At 41.6% G+C, this 21349-nt stretch carries 16 protein-coding genes, 1 other RNA gene and 1 pseudogene; 13 read left to right on the top strand and 5 right to left on the bottom strand.

The annotated features are described in order from the left end of the window. Window positions 1-227: 227 nt before the first annotated feature. Both lysS and ACEYJ7_RS04635 read left to right on the top strand, forming a co-directional pair. Window positions 228-1730: a lysine--tRNA ligase gene (gene lysS / locus ACEYJ7_RS04630; protein WP_373777903.1), complete on the top strand. Its 1503-nt coding sequence runs from the start codon at window positions 228-230 to the stop codon at window positions 1728-1730. A 96-nt stretch (window positions 1731-1826) separates the two neighbouring features. Then, window positions 1827-3224, top strand: a complete 1398-nt coding sequence (locus ACEYJ7_RS04635; RefSeq protein WP_373777905.1) for a DHA2 family efflux MFS transporter permease subunit — start codon at window positions 1827-1829, stop codon at window positions 3222-3224. A 61-nt stretch (window positions 3225-3285) separates the two neighbouring features. Here ACEYJ7_RS04635 and ACEYJ7_RS04640 read toward each other — a convergent pair whose 3' ends face one another. Then, the gene (locus ACEYJ7_RS04640; protein ID WP_373777906.1) at window positions 3286-4071 is read right to left on the bottom strand and encodes an alpha/beta fold hydrolase; all 786 of its coding nucleotides are present in this window, start codon (window positions 4069-4071) and stop codon (window positions 3286-3288) included. A 110-nt stretch (window positions 4072-4181) separates the two neighbouring features. Between ACEYJ7_RS04640 and seqA the strand changes: the two genes are divergently transcribed. The 5 genes from seqA to aroC are packed head-to-tail and all read left to right on the top strand — an operon-like array spanning window position 4182 to window position 13922. Continuing rightward, the gene (seqA, locus tag ACEYJ7_RS04645) at window positions 4182-4742 is read left to right on the top strand and encodes a replication initiation negative regulator SeqA (protein WP_373777907.1); all 561 of its coding nucleotides are present in this window, start codon (window positions 4182-4184) and stop codon (window positions 4740-4742) included. A gap of 3 nt (window positions 4743-4745) precedes the next feature. After that, window positions 4746-6155, top strand: coding sequence for an o-succinylbenzoate--CoA ligase (gene menE / locus ACEYJ7_RS04650; protein ID WP_373777908.1), 1410 nt, complete (start codon window positions 4746-4748; stop codon window positions 6153-6155). Then, complete coding sequence (gene mscK, locus ACEYJ7_RS04655) at window positions 6148-9438, top strand: mechanosensitive channel MscK (protein ID WP_373777909.1); 3291 nt, start codon at window positions 6148-6150, stop codon at window positions 9436-9438. The genes menE and mscK (ACEYJ7_RS04655) overlap by 8 nt, the downstream gene beginning before the upstream one ends. A 53-nt stretch (window positions 9439-9491) precedes the next feature. Then, the gene (gene mscK, locus ACEYJ7_RS04660; protein ID WP_373777910.1) at window positions 9492-12830 is read left to right on the top strand and encodes a mechanosensitive channel MscK; all 3339 of its coding nucleotides are present in this window, start codon (window positions 9492-9494) and stop codon (window positions 12828-12830) included. A gap of 9 nt (window positions 12831-12839) precedes the next feature. Further along, entirely contained in the window at window positions 12840-13922 is a 1083-nt protein-coding gene (gene aroC / locus ACEYJ7_RS04665; protein WP_373777911.1) for a chorismate synthase, read from the top strand. A 53-nt stretch (window positions 13923-13975) separates the two neighbouring features. Here the strand turns inward: aroC and ACEYJ7_RS04670 are convergent, their stop codons facing one another. Further along, complete coding sequence (locus ACEYJ7_RS04670) at window positions 13976-14299, bottom strand: DUF496 family protein (RefSeq protein WP_373777912.1); 324 nt, start codon at window positions 14297-14299, stop codon at window positions 13976-13978. A gap of 217 nt (window positions 14300-14516) precedes the next feature. On the opposite strand from ACEYJ7_RS04670, the gene ACEYJ7_RS04675 reads away from it, so the two are divergent. The 3 genes from ACEYJ7_RS04675 (at window position 14517) to ACEYJ7_RS04685 (ending at window position 16725) form a co-directional block, all read left to right on the top strand. Next, window positions 14517-15158, top strand: coding sequence for a glutathione S-transferase N-terminal domain-containing protein (locus ACEYJ7_RS04675; RefSeq protein ID WP_373777913.1), 642 nt, complete (start codon window positions 14517-14519; stop codon window positions 15156-15158). Beyond that, complete coding sequence (locus ACEYJ7_RS04680; protein ID WP_373777914.1) at window positions 15158-15577, top strand: ClpXP protease specificity-enhancing factor; 420 nt, start codon at window positions 15158-15160, stop codon at window positions 15575-15577. Before ACEYJ7_RS04675 ends, ACEYJ7_RS04680 begins: the two co-directional genes overlap by 1 nt. 188 nt (window positions 15578-15765) lie before the next feature. Continuing rightward, entirely contained in the window at window positions 15766-16725 is a 960-nt protein-coding gene (locus ACEYJ7_RS04685) for an ABC transporter substrate-binding protein (RefSeq protein ID WP_373777915.1), read from the top strand. Window positions 16726-16789: 64 nt separating this feature from the next. Here the strand turns inward: ACEYJ7_RS04685 and ispA are convergent, their stop codons facing one another. Together ispA and xseB are read right to left on the bottom strand one after the other, a co-directional pair. Further along, a complete protein-coding gene (gene ispA, locus ACEYJ7_RS04690; protein WP_373777917.1) occupies window positions 16790-17683 on the bottom strand; it encodes a (2E,6E)-farnesyl diphosphate synthase in 894 nt (297 codons plus the stop codon). Between the two features lie 50 nt (window positions 17684-17733). Then, entirely contained in the window at window positions 17734-17955 is a 222-nt protein-coding gene (gene xseB, locus ACEYJ7_RS04695; protein ID WP_373766129.1) for an exodeoxyribonuclease VII small subunit, read from the bottom strand. A 106-nt stretch (window positions 17956-18061) separates the two neighbouring features. Between xseB and ACEYJ7_RS04700 the strand changes: the two genes are divergently transcribed. Then, window positions 18062-18850, top strand: coding sequence for an MOSC domain-containing protein (locus ACEYJ7_RS04700; protein ID WP_373777918.1), 789 nt, complete (start codon window positions 18062-18064; stop codon window positions 18848-18850). Window positions 18851-18857: 7 nt separating this feature from the next. Next, the gene (locus tag ACEYJ7_RS04705) at window positions 18858-20798 is read left to right on the top strand and encodes an LTA synthase family protein (RefSeq protein ID WP_373777919.1); all 1941 of its coding nucleotides are present in this window, start codon (window positions 18858-18860) and stop codon (window positions 20796-20798) included. A 71-nt stretch (window positions 20799-20869) separates the two neighbouring features. Here the strand turns inward: ACEYJ7_RS04705 and ffs are convergent. Then, window positions 20870-20967, bottom strand: an RNA gene (gene ffs, locus ACEYJ7_RS04710) — signal recognition particle sRNA small type. Between the two features lie 197 nt (window positions 20968-21164). Between ffs and ACEYJ7_RS04715 the strand changes: the two are divergent. After that, a pseudogene (locus tag ACEYJ7_RS04715) lies at window positions 21165-21349 on the top strand (acyl-CoA thioesterase II); the annotation flags it as partial.

Genomic DNA, 21349 nt, shown 5'->3' on the forward strand with positions numbered 1-21349 from the left:
GACTTTATCGAAAATAATGCACTATATGCGAATTTGGATATTTAACCTATCCGAACCAAAACCCCGAGGCATCGGGGTTTTGAACTATTGGTCTAAATTTTGCAAAAAACTCTCTGTATCTCACCGCTTGTTTCCTACCAAATCAGCGTAAAATCGCTTATAATCTCGCCCTTTCTAACTCAAATGAATTAAACCGAATTTATTTTTAAAAATCTTAAGGTAATACAATGTCTGAAGTCGAAAACCAAGAATTAGATCTGAACGGTGAAATGATCGCTCGCCGTGAAAAATTAGCCCAATTGCGTGAGCGTGGTAATCCGTTCCCGAACACATTCCGTCGAGAAGATAAAGCCGAAGACCTTCACGCAAAATATGATGAAGTGGATGGCGAAGAACTCAAAGCTAAAGAAATTCCTGCCGTAGTTGCAGGACGTATCATGTTACGTCGTGTGATGGGTAAAGCGACATTTATTACCATTCAAGATGTCAGCGGTCAGATCCAACTTTATGTTGCACGCGATAATCTGCCTGAAGGTGAATATGAAAACACTGTGGGCTTATTGGATTTAGGCGATATTGTCGGCGTAAAAGGCACACTATTTAAAACGAAAACAGGCGAATTAACCGTTCGTGCAGCTGAGTTACAACTGCTAACCAAAGCACTTCGTCCGTTACCAAACAAACATAAAGGCTTAACTGACCAAGAAACTCGCTATCGTCAGCGTTATTTAGATCTTATTGCGAACGAAGAATCTCGCCGTGCCTTTGTAATCCGCTCAAAAGTGGTGTCAGGTATCCGTCAATTCTTCTTAGAGAAAGATTTTATCGAAGTGGAAACCCCGATGTTACAAGTGATCCCGGGTGGTGCCGCAGCAAAACCGTTTATTACTCACCATAACGCATTAGATGTGGATATGTATCTGCGTATCGCTCCGGAGCTTTATTTAAAACGCCTTGTGGTCGGTGGTTTTGAGCGTGTATTCGAGTTAAACCGTAACTTCCGTAATGAAGGGGTTTCTGTTCGTCACAATCCTGAGTTTACCATGATTGAATACTATCAAGCCTATGCGGATTACCACGATTTAATGGATAACACCGAAGAATTATTACGCAAATTAGCCTTAGATATTCTTGGGACAACGACCGTACCTTACGGCGAATATGTGTTTGATTTCGGCAAACCGTTTGAACGTATCACCATGCACGAAGCGATTGTGAAATATGGCAACGGTATTTCAATGGACGATCTACACGATTTCGACAAAGCGGTGGCGATTGCCAAAGGCTTAAACATTGAAATTCAAAAATCGTGGGGCTTAGGTTCAATCGTCAATGCCATTTTTGAAGAAGTGGCGGAACATCAGCTTATTCAGCCGACATTCTTAACATCTCACCCTGCGGAAATCTCACCGCTTGCACGTCGTAATGATGAAAATCCGGAAGTGACAGACCGTTTTGAATTATTTATCGGCGGACGTGAAATCGGTAACGGCTTCTCAGAATTAAACGATGCTGAAGATCAAGCAGAACGTTTCCAAGCACAAGTTGCAGCAAAAGAAGCAGGTGATGATGAAGCGATGTTCTACGATGATGATTTCGTTGTCGCCCTTGAACACGGTTTACCACCAACAGCAGGCGAGGGTTTAGGTATCGATCGTTTAGCGATGATTTTCGCTAATGTGCCGTCCATCCGTGACGTGATTCTCTTCCCGGCGATGCGTCAAAAATAATTTTTCTTTATGGTTCAGGGCGTTTTATACGTCCTGAATCGTCTCTACAAGCGGTCACTTTTACGATTCATTTTGCAAAAATGACGAGAGGGCAATATGTCAGAGCAAACAAACCACCGCGGACTTGCATGGACGGCAGCGATTGCCTTTTTCATGCTCTTGCTTGATTCTACGATCCTCAATACCGCATTACCGGCGATTTCCGAAAGCTTGAATGAATCGCCCCTTGAAATGCAATTGGCGGTGATTAGTTATGCATTGAGCGTTGCGACCTTTATCCCTTTGAGCGGTTGGCTTGCCGACAGACTCGGTACCCTTACGTTGTTTCGTTTTTCAACACTGCTTTTTGCATTAGGCTCGATTGCTTGTGCCTTATCCGATTCATTGGCTATGCTGGTGTTAGCCAGAATTATCCAAGGTATCGGTGGCGCCTTTATGATGCCGGTTGCCCGTCTGAGTATTCTGCGCATCGTGCCGAAATCACAATTGGTACCCACTTGGAATTTAATTGCAATGGCAGGTTTGATCGGACCGGTAACCGGTCCGATTGTCGGTGGTTGGCTGGTGACTAATGCGTCTTGGCATTGGATTTTCTGGATCAACGTGCCGATTAGTTTGATCGGTATTGGGGCGGCGGGAAAATTCATGCCCAACGTTAAAGGAGAAAAAACACGGTTGGATATTGTCGGTTTTTTGTTGCTGGCATTCGGACTGGTTGCTTTTACTTACGGGCTGGAACGTTTGGCAAACAATTTACAGAAAACGGATACGGCGTTGGGCATTTTAAGCGTAGGGATTATCGCTACGATAGCTTATGTGATCTATGCTCGTAAAATATCTGACCCATTATTTCCGTTGAGCTTATTTCATATTCGCACATTCCGAATCGGTTTGACGGCCAATTTATTGTTCCGCTTAGTCACCTTTTCTGTGCCTTTTTTGTTACCGATTATGCTTCAGGTTTCGTTTCATTACAGTGCTGAAGCAGCGGGCTGGATGCTGGCACCGATGGCGATCAGTTCGATTTTTGCAAAACCGATCACGGCGCGGATCCTCAATCGCTTCGGTTATAAAAAAACCTTATTGCTTGCTTCGGCGATAACCGGCGTGTCTACCGCCTCATTCGGTTTGCTTGATTTAAATACATCGTTCGGGATTTTGGTAATCGCAATTATGTTTTACGGGGCGATTACTTCGCTGATGTTTACTTCAATCAATACCTTGTGCGTCGGTGATTTGGAGCAAGAGACCGCCAGCACAGGTTCAACCATGTTGAGTATGGTGCAACAAATCGGTAGCGGTATCGGCGTTGCCGTTGCGGCGGTACTGTTAAGTGCGTACCGTTTACAGATCGGTGAAAGTACCTCGACACAGCTACAGCAAGCCTTCGGCTACACCTTTTTCAGTACGGCAATCTGTTGTCTTCTGTTAGTTTGGACGGTCAGTCGCTTGCACGATACGGACGGTGAAAACTTAAAACAACGGAAAGAGTAAACGTACAAGCGGTGAGTTCAGCGATAAATTTTGCAAAATATGGTCCGAAACGGACCGCTTGTCAGCCTAGAAATTTCTGAATAGCGCGAATCACGGCTTCCGGTTTTTCAGCATGAACCCAGTGGTCGGCATTGCTGACAATAAAGGATTTTGCTTGCGGAAACTGCGCCAAAATCGTTTGTGTGTCTTTTTCCTGCAAATAATCGGACAGCTCACCTTTAATAAACAACGTAGGCTTATCGACTTTTACCGCTTGCCAACCCATCAGGTTTTCATAATTTTGTTTTAACCCGCTTAAGTTAAATTTAAATAACTCCGGACTTTGCGGATCAAACGATTTCAACATAAATTGTTGAATTCCTTCATTCGGAATAGCTTGAGCAATCGCATTTCTCGCCTCAATACGGTTTGCCGGTTTGGCGGCTTTTACTGCAAACAAACCGGCAAAAATATCATCGTGGCGGTGAAGCGGGTAGGCGACAGGCGCAATATCAATCACCACTAAACGCTCGACTAACTCCGGTGCGATATGGGCTAATGTCATCGCAGTTTTCCCCCCCATAGAATGACCAATGACGATCGCATCTTGAATGTGTAGATGGAGGAGCAGATCGCGCAGATCTTGTGCCATCAGCGGATAATCCATTTTATCGGAATGGAAAGATTGACCGTGATTGCGCAAATCGACTTTTAAAATCGAATAGTGTGTTGAAAATGCGCGGGCAATTGCACCTAAGTTATTGAAATCACCAAATAAACCGTGTAAAAATACCATGGTTTTCACAGCGGAATCAGACGGATTGGGCGCCTGTTGAAATTGATAGTGAAGAGAGATTTTATCTGCCATAAAATTACCGAAAATTTATCTGATTATGCGATCAAAGATCCTGTAAAGTTGATCCGAAATGCGTATAATGCCTAGAATTTTTTTGTAATCAAGCTTATTAGGGGATCGATATGAAAACAATTGAAATTGATGATGAATTATACCACTACATTGCTAGCCGCACTCAAGCGATCGGTGAAAGCGCATCGGATATTTTACGTCGTTTATTACGTTTGCCTGCCTCACCACAACCGTTTGTTCTGGTACAAGAAAATATGCTGAATGAACTCAAAGATCTTGCTAATGTACCTAAAAAGAAAAAGACGTTGAGCCAACAAGACAAAATAGTAAAACGAATCGAATTTGTGTTGGCATCCAGCCATTTTATTCATGAACCGAAAGTCGTAAATCGCTTTTTAGCACTGCTTTCGGCATTACATAGTGCAGACCATGAAGGTTTTGCCCATGCGACGGAAAATGTGCAGGGCAGTGAGCGGGTTTACTTTGCGCGTGACGAGCAGACGATTTTAGCGACGGGAAGTAGCGTAAAAGCCAAACAGATACCGGAATCACCGTTTTGGGTCATTACCAACAACAATACCGAACGCAAAGGAATTATTTTATGCGCCTTAATGAACTCAATGGAGTTGCCGGAAGAATTGGTTGAGCGCGTCAAAAAATTGTTTGTGTAATCGATGACTGAATTTCCACTTTTCCCAAGCGCCTATTGGGCGGAGCATGCTTCTCAACAGACTGCCGTGGTTTGGGAAAAAGGCGATTCGTCGCTTTTCGATTTCTTACCTTCTCAAATCTCTTGGCAAGCGTGGCATCAGCTTGTTGCACAAGTCGCCTCGTTATTACAAATAAAGGGTGTTACGCAGGGGCAAATTGTTGCCTATGACGGCACTCACCGTTTATCAGGTTTACTCTGTTATAGTGCGGTGATTGCTCTTGGTGCAAAAATCTTGATGCTTAACCCTGCGATGGCGGAATCACAACGTCGAACACTATTCAAGCAACATCGTGTAGCGTTATTGGTGAATGAACATGATTTTGCAAAATTTTCGGCAAAACTGACCGCTTGTCATCTTCCTGTTTGGGAGAGTGAAAAACCTGCAACCTTGACCTTGACTTCCGGTTCCTCCTCTACGCCGAAAGCGGTAGTGCATAATGCCCGACAGCATTTAGCCAATGCACAGGGCGTGTGCGAATTTATGCAATTTTCACAAAACCATAGCTGGTTATTGAGTTTGCCGTTATTCCATGTTTCAGGACAAGGCATTGTGTGGCGTTGGTTATCCGTGGGAGCGACTTTATATCTGGCTGAAAATAAAGCAGATATTGAACGAATGTTGCAACAAGTCAGTCACGCTTCTTTGGTGCCGACCCAATTACAGCGCTACTTACGGCAACTTGTGCCAATAGCTCGGCTTCCTCAACATATTTTGCTTGGCGGTGCGTCTATCCCTGCCGAGTTAATTAAAATGGCGCAGCAGTATCAAATTACTACTTATGCGGGTTACGGTATGACGGAAATGGCATCAACCATTTGTGCTGTGAAAAACGATACGGATAACGTCGGCAAGCCGTTATTCGGGCGCGAAGTTTGTATCGTGAATGATGAAATTTGGGTGAGAGGTGCCGGGCTGGCGTTAGGTTATTGGCAGCAAGATCAGATCATTTCCTTATTAAATCAGCAAGGTTGGTTTGCGACAAAAGACAAAGGACAATGGAATTCTGAAGGTAAACTTGTTGTCTTAGGCAGATTGGATAATATGTTTATTTCAGGCGGTGAAAATATTCAGCCGGAAGAGATCGAATCAATATTAGCCGCAATGCCGCAAGTAAAAAGTATATTTGTTGTGCCGGTGAAAGATAATGAATTCGGGCAAAGACCGGTTGCATTGGTGGATTTTCAACAACCATTTAATCAACAAGCGGTCACTTTATTGCAAAATTTTGCAAAAAATCATTTGGAAAAATTTAAGCAGCCTGTCTGCTATCTGCCGTTAAATAGTGAACAGTGGCAAAATAATGGAATTAAAATATCCAGAAAACAATTAACCATATACGTAGAGAACCAATTGAGAGAAAAAAATGATTAAAAAATCAGTTTGGACAATTTTATTTTTATCGTTATTTAGCTTTCCGGGCTTCATTAAAGCGGAAATTTCCAGTGTTGATACAATTAAAAAACAGTTGGAATCGGTGAAAGACAGTAGCTCTGCCAGTGATACGTCTTTATTGGCTAAAAATCTGGAAGGAACCCTTGCGTTTATTGAAAGAGCGAATAAACAGCAGGAAGATTTTACTGCGCTAGAAACAAAAGTTAAAAATGCACCGAAACAGCTGGAAAAATATCAAAACAGCATTAAAACGTTAACTAATAGCTTAGCGTCGCCGGAAAATATGTTTGAAAATTTGAGCAGTGAAGCGCTTGATAAAAAACAAGACGATATTCATCAGGAATTGCAAGAAATTCAAACATCATTAAACGAAATTAATTCCAGTTTGACCAATTATCGAGCGGCATTAGAACAATCACGTAAACAGATTTCCGAAAATAATCTTCAGACTGAAAAAATTAACCGTTGGAAATATAACAGTCAAGCAAGTAAATCATTAATTGAGAAATATAATGCGGAGTTAAAATATTTAGAAATTAATAATAAATATAATACTTTTTTAGGGCAAAATATTGATTTGCTTGTTTCGTTAGATGAAGCGAAACGTAGTGAAATCGTCTTGAAACAGCAGCTCTTACAACGTCAATTAACGATGTTGCAAGAGGTATTGAATGAAAACCGCTTAAAAGAACATGAGGCTCAAGCCAAACAAGCGGAAGCGCTTAAAGCAAGTAATAAAGCGGAAAATCCAATTGTTCAGGAAGAGCTGACGATGAATACCGATTTAAGCCAATACTTAGTGGAGCAAACCCAAAAGTCCAATCAATTATCGCAAGATAATTTGAGGGCAAAAAACGTATTGGATGCGTTGACTCAGACACAACACAATATTGAAGAACAGATTAGTGCGTTACAAGGTACATTGGTTCTTTCCCGTATTATTAACCAACAAAAACAGACATTACCGACCGATAGTTTAGTTAAAGGTTTGGCAAAAGATATTGCGAAATTACGTGTAGATATCTTTGAATTAACACAGAAACGCGATGAACTATACAACATCGATAATTTTATTGCCAAATTAGAAACGAAACATAAAGTTTTATTTGATGATGACGAAAGACAAACCTTAAAAAATATTCTTAAGGAACGCGAAAAAATATTAGTGGATTTAGTCAAAACGTTAAATTCACAATTAAATGTATCCAATGAAATTGAATTAACTCAACAACAGATTGTTACCTTAAGTGATTCGTTACAAAATAAATTAGAACAGCAAAGTTTTTGGGTACAAAGTAATAATCCGATCGATTTTTCTTGGGTAGAGGAATTTCCTAAGGCGGCTATTGCTGAAATCGCAGTATTAACCAAATATTTGGGGTTTGAAAACTTAGGGCAAAACCTGCCGTCAACTACAACTTTTATTTTCATATTAATGTTGATTTACGGCATTATTACATGGAAAAAACCGGTCATTAAAGCGCGTTTGGCAACCATAGCTTCTCAAGTAAATACATTAAAAAATGACAGCCATTGGCATACGCCGGAGGCGATGATTTGGACGATCGTGTTGGCACTTCCCGGAGCATTGATTTTCTTGATGATTGCGACATTAGTGCTATATCCATTTTTCCCGAATCCGCTTGCTATATCCGCGTGGGTGACACAAGCCTTAGGTTATTGGTTATTCTTCTCTATCATTTTATCATTGTTACGCCCGAACGGTTTGGCGTATCGCCATTTCGGTATGCCACAAGCCAGTAATGAAATTTTTAGGCGTATTATTCAGCAATCGGTTTGGATTGTTGTACTGCTATTGGTTTCTTCGATTTTTTCACAGGACGATGAAATAGGTTTTAGCAATGATGTTATCGGGCAAGTGGTAACGATTGTTGCATTGGCGCTTTGTTTATTTGTGGTGAGACCATGGTTGGATCGCGGTATTCGTGAATATCAAAATGCCAAAAATGAAGACGGTACAAAGCGTAGCGTCAGCTTATTCCGCTTGTTACGTGTGGTACTTTTTGTCGTACCGGTAACCTTAATTGTATTGATCGTTCTGGGTTATTACTATACTGCGGTTTATCTTATCGAGCATATTGTTAAGAGCTACATTATTGCATTGGTTTGGGTATTCGGACGTTATTTTGCGTATCGTTCATTAACTATTTCCTCGCGTCGTATGGCCTATCGTCGTTTGCAAAAGAAACGGGAAATACTAAGAGAACAGGCGCAAGAGCAGGGCAAAGAAGAGCCGAAAGAAAAACCGGAGGAATTGATTAAGATTTCAACCGTTAATGAGCAGATTTTCCGTATGGCGGATTTAATCGCTTGGTTGTTGCTGTTTGGATTCTTATATACGATTTGGTCGGATTTAGTCAGCGTTGCCTATTATCTTAATGGGATTATTCTGTGGGAACAGATGGAAGTTACGGCGAAGGGAACGGTGGTCGAATCGGTTACTATTTTGAATATTCTGCGCTCGATTATGTATGTGTTAGTCACCTATGTTTTAGTGAAGAATATCAAAGGTATTTTGGAAGTGACTTTCTTCTCTCGAATGAAGTTGTCTAAAGGAACGCCGCATACGATTACCGCCGTGTTAACTTATCTTATTGTAACGATTGGCTGTATTTCGGCATTTTCTTCCTTGGGGATTTCATGGAGTAAAATTCAATGGATCTTTACCGCATTATCCGTCGGTCTCGGTTTTGGTGTCAGGGAAATTTTCGGTAGTTTTGTGTCGGGGACAATTCTTTTATTTGAACGCCCGATCCGTATCGGTGATAAAGTCACCGTGGGTAATCATACCGGTATTATTACGAAAATTCGGTTACGTTCCACGATGTTAGTCAATGATGATAATAAAGAAGTTGTGTTACCCAACCAAGCTTTTGTTACGGACAGATTTATCAACTGGACGCTGAATAATAGCATTACCCGCTTGCAATTTTTGTTAAAAATCCGCTCCGGTTCCGATTTGGCATTAGTGCGAAAATTATTGATCCAAGCAGCTGAAGAAGCGGAAAAAGTCATGGAAGAGCCGGAACCGAAAGTAAACTTATTGAGTTATGGTGAAGGTTGGATCGAACATGAATTACTTGTGTATGTGCCGGAATTGGATGATCGTTCGGCAACCCGCAATTTCTTATATGAGCGGATTGATCAACTGTTTAATCAAAATAATATCCAAGTTGCTTTTGAACAGTTGGATGTTCATATTCATGATTCGAACAATTTGCAAAAAATAACGAAAAACTGACCGCTTGTTCTCAGAAGATCAGCGATATGATCGTTTAATTATCAGGATTTACAATGATAAAAAAAATTTCTTATCCTTTGTTAGTCGGCTTAGGGCTATTTGTAGCGCTAGGCTCAGTTCCTCTTGCGGCAGAAGTGCCGAATGAAAAAGATCTACAAACGCGAATAGACGATGTTAAAAAACTCGAACAAACGGACGCAACCAAGAATTTACTTCAAACTTTGGAAGAGACGCAGTCACTATTAACGCGTATTACGAAGCAAAAAAGTGACAATGACGCTTTAGAGAAAGAAATTGCCGATTCTCGTGCGGCATTGAAGATCAGTAAAGCCAATTTAGAGAAGCTAAATTCAGTAACGGTAGCAACTGTAGACAGTTTGGCAAAGCAATCGATAAACGATTTACAAAAAGCCTACCAAGCAGCACAGGCACAACAAGACACGCTACAACAGGAATTAACGGCACTCAATGCTAAGCTGGTTGCACAAAATTCCGCACCGGATAAAGCGCAAACCGCCTTAACAACCAATGCAGCGCGTAAGCAGGAAATCAATAACCAGTTAGCCAATACCAATATTTCGGCTGAAACAAAAGTGAAACTGGAGACAGAACTTGCTTTAATCGAACAGCAGAATATTTATAACCAAAATTTATTGCGTGGCAGTGAAGATTTGTCTTTGTTGTACACCAGCCAATTAGAAGAGAAGAAACTGGCACAGCAAAATTTGCAAACGGAATTAACCAACTTGCAAACGGCAATTAACGATAAATTGGTCGAAGAATCGAAAAGTAAAGTCGAACAAGCCACGCAATCGCAGCAAGAGAGTAGTAAAACAACCACTAACCACACGATTTTAAATGAGTTGGCGTTTAATACTCGTATCAGCCAAGAATTACTAAAACAGACCACGGAGATGAGCCAATTGTCGCAGGATAATTTGCGCATCAAAAATGTGTTGGATAATCTACAACAGACACAACGTAATATTGATGAACAGATTAGTTCTTTACAAGGGACGTTAATTCTTTCGCGCATTATTAACAAACAGCGTCAATCCTTACCTCAAGATCAAATAGTTAAGGGATTATCTAAACAAATCGCTGATTTGCGCGTACGGATTTTTGATATTAGTGAAGCTAAAGATGCTATAACGAATATCAATACTTATATTGCAAAATTAGAAAAAAACGAAAAAACACCTTTTACTAACAAAGAACGTGAGCAATTAAATGAGATTATTCAGGAACGCAGCAAAATGTTGTCGGAATTGGTGAAATCGTTGAATAATCAGTTGAATTTATCGATCAATATCGAATTGAATCAGCAGCAGGTTCAAACAATCAGTGACACACTGCAACAGAAATTACAGCAACAAAGCTTTTGGGTAAAAAGTAATAATCCGATTGATTGGGATTGGTTCACGCATGTTATTCCGACGGCACATTCTCAGATTAATGAATTATCTAAAAAATTTGATTTTTCTAACTGGCGTGAAAATATATGGCCGGCAGGTATTTTGATTAGTGCTTTGTCATTGTTAGCCGGGTTAATTTTAAGACGCAAAGAATCAATTAAGCAGCGTTTAACTCAAATTAATAATAGTATGAAAACGGTGAAAACCGATAGTCAATGGAATACGCCGTTAGCGATGTTTTGGGTAATTGTACTGTGTCTTCCAAGTACTTTTATGTTCCTGACTCTATTTATTTTAGTGACTTATATTTGTTTTCTGGAACCGATGGAAGTTTGGCCTTGGGGGCTGAAAATGGCGGGATATTGGCTCTATTTTTCATTCTTAGTTGCAATGTTACGCCCGAATGGTTTGGCTTTCCGTCATTTTAATATGCCTCAGAAGAGCAATGAGAGTTTCCGCAAGATGTTAAAACGTTCGATGTGGATTACGGCATTGTTACTTAATACGTCGATTTTCACTAATTTAGAGTTAGGGATTGCTTATGATGTGATTGGGCAAATTATGACTATAACGGTGTTGACCATTATGGTGTTTATTATTGCCCCTGGTTTTAGGCAAGCCATATCGACTTATCAGGATGTCGCTGAAAAAGAGGAAAGCCAACATAATACGTTGCTGACACTTGCGAGAATTGTATTATTACTTGCACCGATTGCTTTAATTGTATTGATTGTGTTGGGGTACTATTACACATCACTAGTGTTAATCGAACACTTGATTTCGACCTATATTGTTGTGATCTGTTGGATCATTTTGCGTAATGTGTTATATCGGGCTTTTAGTGTTTCTGCACGCCGTTTGGCATACCGGCGCTTACAAGAAAAACGCGAGCAGGCGTTGGCAAAATCTGCTACGGAGCAAGTGAATGTTTCGGAAGATGATGTACCGATAGAATTACGTGATGATTCGATCGCTGTAAGTGTAATCAATACGCAAATGTTGAAGGTGACGGACTTTTTACTTTGGGTCGGTTTATTCGTTTTATTCTATTGGGTATGGTCCGATCTAATCACGGTTGCCTACTATTTAAATGGTGTAACCCTATGGCAACAGGCGACAACAACCGGTGCCGGTACGGTAATGGAATCTATTACCTTGTTGAATTTGTTAATCGCAGTTGTGATCTTGGTCGTGACTTATGTTTTGGTCCGAAATTTAAGCGGATTGCTTGAAACATTGGTTTTCTCCAACCTAAAGTTATCTCAAGGTACTCCGTACACGGTAACAACCTTGCTGACTTATCTTCTGATTGTTCTCGGTGCAAGTTTTGCTTTTGCAACATTAGGCGTTTCATGGACTAAATTACAATGGTTGTTTACGGCGCTTTCAGTAGGGCTTGGTTTTGGTATGCAGGAAATCTTTGCAAACTTTGTTTCCGGCATCATTATTTTATTTGAACGTCCGGTTCGAGTCGGTGATATGGTAACAATCGGTTCGTTTAACGGTACGGTTTCAAAAATTCGTATTCGAGCGACAACATTGATCGATGCAGATAAAAAGGAAGTGATTGTCCCGAACAAAGCGTTTATTACCGAACGCATCGTTAACTGGGCGTTGACTAATTCAATGACCCGCTTGGTTGTGAGTGTCGGCGTTGCTTACGGATCCGATTTGAATCTAGTCAAAAAATTGCTATTACAAGCAGCGGAAGAAAATGAAAGCGTACTGAAAGATCCTGCTCCGGCAGCTTATTTCTTAAGTTTTGGGGCGAGTACGTTAGACCACGAACTACGTGTTTATGTTGGTCAACTCGGTGACAGAACACGTACCATTGATGCGCTAAACCGTCGGATTAACGAATTATTTGCACAAAATAATATAGACATTGCCTTTAATCAATTAGACATTTTCATTAAAAATCGCGACACTAGCGAAGAAGTGAAATGGGCAAGTGAACCACTTACCAATAAAAAATAAGGAAAATATATGGCAGGCAACAGCATTGGACAACTTTTTAAAGTTACCACCTTCGGAGAGTCGCACGGTATTGCGCTAGGCTGTATCGTCGATGGTGTACCACCGAATATGGAGTTATCGGAAGCAGATTTGCAACCGGATTTAGATCGTCGCAAGCCGGGAACATCCCGTTATACCACTCCTCGTCGAGAAGATGATGAAGTACAAATTTTATCCGGTGTTTTTGAAGGCAAAACGACAGGAACAAGCATTGGTTTAATCATTAAAAACGACGATCAACGTTCTAAAGATTACGGTGAGATTATGGATAAATTCCGTCCGGGTCATGCCGATTATACGTATCAACAAAAATACGGTATTCGTGATTATCGTGGTGGTGGACGCTCTTCCGCTCGAGAAACCGCAATGCGTGTTGCAGCAGGTGCAATTGCCAAAAAATATCTTAGAGAGCAGTTTGGCATTGAAATTCGTGGTTATTTGTCTCAAATCGGCACAGTAAAAATTAATCCGCAAACCGTTGCTGATATTGAAAAAATTAATTGGGAACAAATCAATTCAAACCCATTTTTCTGTCCAGATCCGGTTGCAGTTGAGCAATTTGACGAATTAATTCGCGACTTGAAGAAAGAGGGAAATTCTATCGGTGCAAAATTAACCATTATCGCAGAAAACGTGCCGGTTGGTTTAGGTGAGCCGGTATTTGATCGTTTAGATGCAGACTTGGCTCATGCTTTAATGTCGATTAATGCAGTAAAAGGCGTGGAAATCGGCGACGGTTTTGACGTAGTGGAACAAAAGGGAAGCGAACACCGTGATGAAATGACCCCGGATGGTTTCTGCTCAAATCATGCCGGAGGTATTTTAGGCGGAATCAGCTCCGGGCAACCGATTATTGCGCATATTGCCTTAAAACCGACTTCCAGTATTACCGTACCGGGTAGAAGCGTGAATATCAATAACGAGCCGGTTGAAGTAGTTACTAAAGGCAGGCATGATCCTTGCGTCGGTATTCGTGCCGTACCGATTGCCGAAGCAATGATGGCAATCGTGTTGCTTGATCATTTATTGCGTTTTAAAGCACAATGTCGTTAGTATATTAAAATAAGAAAAAAGCGGTGAGAGTTTCTACTTTCACCGCTTTTTTACTATTTATCTGTTTTCTTGGCTGCATGTTCTGCCATTTTTTTACGAATCTCGCGGCGTTCTTTTGAAAGTTCCGCATTACGAATCATGTAATCGTCAACACGATTTTCATAGTCATCGCGCATTTTGGTAATAATGGCACGAATATCATCAATACTCATTGCATCGGTAATGTATTCGTTTAAGTTATCCAATAACAGTACACGTTTTTGGTTGTCGCGAATTTTACGATCGTTATCAGCTGTTTCTCTTAACAGTTTGTTCTTCAAACGATAGAGATGTACATACTCCAGCATATCTTGGAAAGATTGTTTTTTTGCGTCCATTTACAGCTCCTTTGGGTGAATAAAAAAGATGGAGAAATGCTAGACTGTTTACTCCGTTTCGTCAAAAGGTTTATCGCATATTTGACCACAACTTGCGTTAAATCATAATCTATTAAGACAAGAGAACCATTTAAGTGAAAAAATAAGTCTGTTATCCGCTATGCGAAATGTGGTAAAATTCACCGCTAATTTTTAAAGAATCTAATTGGAGAAACAAATGACGAGTGCGAATAAACGTTCGGTGCCCACACTTTTTTCAGAAAAAAATGATATATATAGTCACCAGGTTCGTATTGTATTGGCTGAAAAAGGCGTACCTTATGAAATTGAAAATATCAACTCGGATGTAATTTCTGAAGACCTTATGGAAGTGAATCCAAGAGGAACCGTGCCGACGTTAGTCGATCGTGATTTAGTTTTATTTAACGCTCGAATTATTATGGAATATTTGGATGAGCGTTTTCCGCATCCGCCGTTGATGCCAGTGTACCCGGTTTTACGTGCGCAATGTCGTTTAAATATGCATCGTATTCAACACGATTGGTATGCATTAATTGATATTGTGAATAAAAATCCTGAAACACCGGAAGCTCAGCAAATATTAAAACAACTTCGCGATGAAATTTTATCGTTAGGTTCTGTATTTGCTGATTCGGATTATTTTTTAAGTAGTGATTTCAGTTTAGTCGACTGTTACATCGCCCCGCTGTTATGGCGTATGCATAATTTAGGCGTTGAATTCAGCGGTGCGGGCAGCAAAGCGGTGAAAGCGTATATGAGTCGCGTATTTAAACGTGACAGCTTTGTCCAATCCGTTGGTGGTAGTGCGCCGAAACATTTAATGGATGATAAAGACTAATGAAACCGTTACGTCCTTATCTTTATCACGCTTATTACGGTTGGATTGTCGATAATGACAATACCCCTTACTTACTGGTTAATGCAGACTATGCCGATGTAGATGTGCCGCGTGAATTTGTTCGGGAAGGTAAAATTATTTTGAATATTGCACCGCGTTCAATCGGGCAATATATCGTCAATGATGAAACGATTAGCTTTAGCGCCCGTTTTCAAGGAATGTTGAGAGATATCTATATTCCGTTCGGTGCGGCAGAAGCGATCTATGCACAGGAAACAGGTGACGGCGTTATGTTCCAAGAAGAAGCTTATTACACGGAACAAGCTTATCGGGAGAGATCCGAAAAAGTATCTGAAAACCAAGCCCAACCTAAAAAAACAGTGAAGAAAAAAGCATCACATCTTAAGTTAGTCAAATAATTATTAATGATACTTGCTATACAAGCGGTGAGATTTTCCTTGAAATTTGCAAATTTCGACTGAAATCTTACCGCTTGTTTTCTTTTTATTTCTCGCAAAATTTGCTTGCTTTCCTTTTTTCAATCGATTATCTTATCTTTTAAATTGTACTAGTTTGATAGTACAAGACGTAACAAAAAGGAAATCCCATGAAATTATCAAAAACTCTGCTTTTTACAGCATTAAGCGCGTTCGCCATACATTCATTTGCTCAAGAGAAAGTTCACAACGTCGCCATTACGGCGATTGTTGAGCATCCGGCTTTAGATACCATTCGCCAAGGTGTCATTGAGGAGCTGGCGCGAGAAGGGTTTGTTGATGGTAAAAATATCAAAATAGATTTTCAGTCGGCACAAGGCAGTACAGCAACGGCGGCACAGATTGCCCGTAAATTCGTGGGTGATAAAGCGGATATCATTATTCCGATTACCACCCCAAGCGCTCAGCCTGTCGTGGCGGCAACCCGTAGTATTCCGATTGTCTTTTCAGGTGTCACCGATCCGGTTGCGGCAAAATTGGTGAAATCATGGGAGCCGAGTGGTACGAACGTGACCGGTATTTCCGATCATAAACCGATCGAACCTCAGCTGGAATTGATTAAAACCCTTGTGCCTAAGGTGACGTCCCTCGGCTTTGTTTATAGTGCGGGTGAAGTCAACTCAACGATTGTATTGGATGAGCTACAACAAGCGGCGAAAAAAATGAATATTCAAATAGTACCGGTTGCGGTACAACGCAGTGCGGATATTGGTACCGCCGCCCGTAGCTTAAACGGCAAAGTTCAAGCGATTTACATTACGGAAGATAATGGCGTCGTATCGGCGTATGAAGCGTTACATAAAGCGGCATTGGAGGCAAAACTGCCTGTCATCGCGGCGGATCGCGATACGGTAAAACGTGGCGCTCTGGCGGCTTATGCGGTGAACCAATACGATATCGGTAGTGAAACCGGTAAAGTGGCGGCACGAGTATTACGCGGAGAAAAAGCAGGGCAGATAGCAACACACGGTGTAAGCAAAATGGAGCTGTCGATCAATCAACAAACGGCAAAGGAATTGGGGATTGCCATTCCTGAAACCTTAAGTAAAGAAGCAAAAGAACAATTTTAAATTTGCAAAATAAAGTGAAAAACAGACCGCTTGTAGATGATACTGCAAGCGGTTTTTTGATGCATTAACTCTCTCTTTTCACAATGAAGTGAGCGAGTTCGCGAAGGGCGGTAGTGTCGAAAGGCAGTTCTGACAATGTCGCCAAGGCGGAAAGATACAATCCCTCGGCTTTTTGTTTTGCACCGTCCAAACCGAGTAATTTAGGATACGTGCTTTTATTTAACGCTTCATCCGCCCCGACCGTTTTGCCGATTTTGTCACTGTTGCCGATAATATCCAAAATATCGTCCTGCACTTGAAACGCCAAACCAATCGCCTTGGCATAATCGGTCAGTTTCTGTTCGATTAATTTGTCCTCAGTATAGTCTGACAAATTAAAGCCCATCAGCACGGCCGCCACAATCAATGCGCCGGTTTTATTACGATGGATTAACTCCAGATCTGTCAATGACACGGCTTTATCCTCCGACTGTAGATCCAAACTTTGCCCCAAACACATACCGCGCGCTCCCGCAGATTTGGCTAACCATTGGATTTGATTCACTTTTTGTGTGGCACAGAGGTGCGGATCTGTCGAGATCAGCTCAAACGCAAAGCTTTGTAACGCATCGCCCGCAAGAATTGCGGTGGCTTCATCAAAAGCGATATGGCAAGTTGGTTTACCACGGCGCAGTTTATCATCGTCCATTGCCGGTAAATCGTCGTGGACTAAAGAATAAGCGTGAATCGCTTCCATGGCGGCGGCAGAGTGATCGAGTTTGTCAAGCGATACACCGAGCATTCTGCCCGTCGCATACATTAAAAACGGGCGTACGCGTTTACCGCCGAGCAATACGGCATACGACATCGCCTCAACCAAGGGGGAACCGTGAGTTTCATAGGCCGCCAATTGTTTCGCTAAGAAAGCGTTGACGCGCTGTTGTAGTGTATGCAGATCTGTTTGTAAGGAATAAGTCATTGTTATGATCACCAAATGAAATGGTTGGTTAAAATCGTCAATATAAAGGTTTAGTAATCGGAGAGTTCGGCTTTTTCATCTTTTTGCATTAAGATCCGAATACGTTGCTCCGCATTCTGCAAACGTTCTTGCCCTTGTTGAACCAATTTGACTGCTGTTTCAAATTCGTTTAGCGCCTCTTCAAGCGGTAAATCCCCCGATTCTAAGCGGCTGACAATCTCTTCCAGTGCTTTCAGTGTGGTTTCAAAATCTTGAGTGGGTTTCTTTGCCATAGTTTTTTCCTTTGTTACAAGCGGTCATTTTACTTGAGAATTTTGCAAAAGTGGATTCTTTTCCATTTTTCCGCTATTGTGCGCAGCTAAAATACAGGAGAAATAAGTGAAAGTAACGCAACTCAATGTATATCCGATTAAATCCACTCGGGCGTATCGGGTAGATCAAGCTTTTGTACAACCGCATGGGCTGAATTTTGACCGTGAATTTATGATTACTGAAGCGGACGGAACCTTTATTACCGCTCGTAAAGACGCGGTGCTTTATCGTCTGTCTGCAATGCCGATTTCAAGCGGGATTGTCATCAATGCGGATAACGGTGAACGGTGTGTTGTGCACTACCGTGATTTCATTCAATGTCAATTAAGTGAAGTGTGGGGAACACACTTTAACTCTTTCGTGGCTTCTGACAATGTTAATCAGTGGTTGAGCGGGCTTTTCGGGAGAGAGGTACAACTCCGTTGGTTGGGGGTGCAAAGCCAACGTACCGTGAAAGGCTTTGAACCGCATCCGATGAGTTTTGGGGACAGCAATCCATTATTGCTGGTATCGGAACAGTCATTAAAGCAGGTTCAACAATGGTCTCCGGTACCGGTTTCCATGGAACAGTTTCGCGGCAACATTGTCATAGACGGGACTCAACCGTTTGAAGAAGAAACATGGCGGCGAATTCAAATCGGCGAAGTTATCTTCACATTTTCGCAATGCTGTACACGTTGTATATTAATTACACGAGATGTGCAGACATTACTATTGGACCCGAAGGCGGAGCCTTTTCGGACGTTAAAACAACATCACACGAATGAAAACGGTAAACCGATTTTCGGTATTCACTTAGTACCGGAAAACAGTGGCGTTATTCGTGTCGGTGATTCCATTACTTTGTTAAGTTAAGGTGTATATGCAAAAAACAACCCGCTTTATTTTATTTCCGATTTTCGTTTTTATCGGGATAAATCTGATTATTTTTAGCTTATCTCGTTTAGGACTGTCGATTTGGCAGGCTGAACGCGTTTCCGCCGTAGACGGTTGGATTCCGCTGTTTTTACAGGGATTACGCATTGATATTGTTGCTCTGTGCTATTTGTTCGGTGTGCCCGCCTTGTTCACTGTATTGCTGACGCACAGTAATGCCTTAGGCAGAATCTGGTTGACGGTGTTACGTATTTGGTTAACCGTCGGCTCCGTATTTATTCTGTTTATGGAAGTCGCCACACCGGCGTTTATCGAAACCTATGATTTCCGCCCGAACAGATTGTTTATTGAATATCTGCTTTATCCGAAAGAAGTCTTTACCATGCTTGCCAACGGGCATTTATTGGCTATGATTAGCAGCCTTGCGGTAACGGTCATCGCATTTATCGCTTATTGGAAATTAGCCGGTTGGGCAATTAAAGATTTACGTTTACCGAGTTGGAAATGGAGACCGATCATCGCATTAGTGATTATTGCGGTGGCTTTTGTCGGTGCGCGATCGACGTTTGCTCACCGAGGAATTAATCCGGCAATGGTGGCTTTTTCAGGCGATCCGTTAGTCAATTCGTTAGTGCTAAATTCCGGTTATTCGGTCTTATATGCTGCACAACAATTGAAGGATGAAGACAAGTCCTCCGAACAATACGGCAAAATGGATACGGAAGAGATGTTCAACATCGTCAAAGCCAGCCGTAACCGTCCTGAAAGCGACTATATTTCCGACGATATTCCGACGTTAACGCGTAATCAAGCGAGCTATCAGGGTAAACCGAAAAATATTGTAATTATCTTGGAAGAAAGCCTCGGTGCGCAATTTGTCGGCACACTCGGTGGAAAGCCGCTGACACCTGAATTTGATAAATTAGCGCAAGAAGGTTGGTTGTTTGAAAATATTTATGCAACCGGTACCCGTTCCGTTCGTGGCATTGAAGCCGTTACCGCCGGTTTTACTCCGACGCCTGCTCGTGCGACGGTCAAACTCACCAAGAGCCAAAACGGTTTCTTTACGATCGCGGAATTGTTGCGTCGCCAAGGGTATAGTACTTCCTTCATTTACGGTGGCGAAAAGCACTTCGATAACATGGCAAGCTATTTCTATGGAAACGGATTTGAAACCATTATTGACGAAAAGGATTACAAAAACCCGAAATTCGTTTCCACATGGGGGATGAGTGATGAAGATTTATTCGATAAAGCAAATGAAACCTTCACGGAATTGGCGAAATCGGACAAACCGTTTTTCAGTTTAGTTTTTACCTCAAGTAACCATGATCCGTTTGAGTTCCCGGACGGTAAAATTGAGCTGTTTGATAAAGAAAAACAGACGCGCAATAACGCGGCAAAATATGCGGATTATGCAATTGGGCACTTTTTCAAATTGGCAAAAGCCTCCGATTATTGGAAAAACACTATCTTTCTTGTGATTGCCGACCACGATTCACGTGTGGCGGGGGCAGACTTAGTGCCGATTTATAATTTCCACATCCCAGCACTTATTTTGGGTGAGGGTATCGAAGCAAAACGCGATAATCGTTTAGTCAGTCAAATCGATATGCCGACGACCTTGCTTTCACTTGCCGGTGTCAGCGGAGAATATCCGATGATTGGTTTTGATTTAACACAAGACGTTAATCCTAACCGAGCCTTTATGCAATACGATCAAACGCAAGCGATGATGAAAGGTAATTATGTGGTGATTTTGCAGCCGAATACGCCGATTCAAGGTTATGAATATGATGTCAATGCCAAGCAGCTTAAGCCGAAAGAGCAGCCGGAGGCAATGAAAAAAGAGGCGCTTGCTCATGCACTGTTAGGCAGTTATTTATATCAACATCAGCTTTATAAGCTGCCGAAAGAAGTAAAATAGCGAATATCAATGAAAGGGGCGAAAGCCTCTTTCTTTTTGTGTAGAGAAAATGTGGTGGAAAAAGGGTGAGGGCGTTTCCAGCTGACCTCGGCACACGGAAATTTCAATTCTGGCTGCTTTCTTCCGAACCTGACCAAGTAAACCGAACACCATTGCGAGGAACCAAAAACGCCCCCATAGGATTACACGAAATGTGTAAGGATTCGGATTATAAAGAGGAATGCGCACTAAAACAAGCAAAAAGAGAAACAAGCGGTTTGATTGGTACAAAATTTTGCAAAAAATCTACCGAATCGAACCGCTTGTCGCTTGTATTCCTCAAAGATTTGTTTTAAAAATAGCGTTTTTTAACTTTCAGGAGAAGCTATGTCTCATGCCCTTACTCATTTGATTCAATTATTGACGCTGGAACGTTTGGATGACGGACTGTTCCGCGGAGAAAGCGAAGACCTCGGTTTTCCGCAAGTGTTCGGAGGACAGGTTGTTTCGCAAGCATTGGCGGCGGCAATGCAAGTCGTGGATGTAGAACGTGATTTACATTCTTGCCATGC

Source organism: Glaesserella sp. (assembly GCF_041814905.1).
Lineage (GTDB): Bacteria > Pseudomonadota > Gammaproteobacteria > Enterobacterales > Pasteurellaceae > Glaesserella.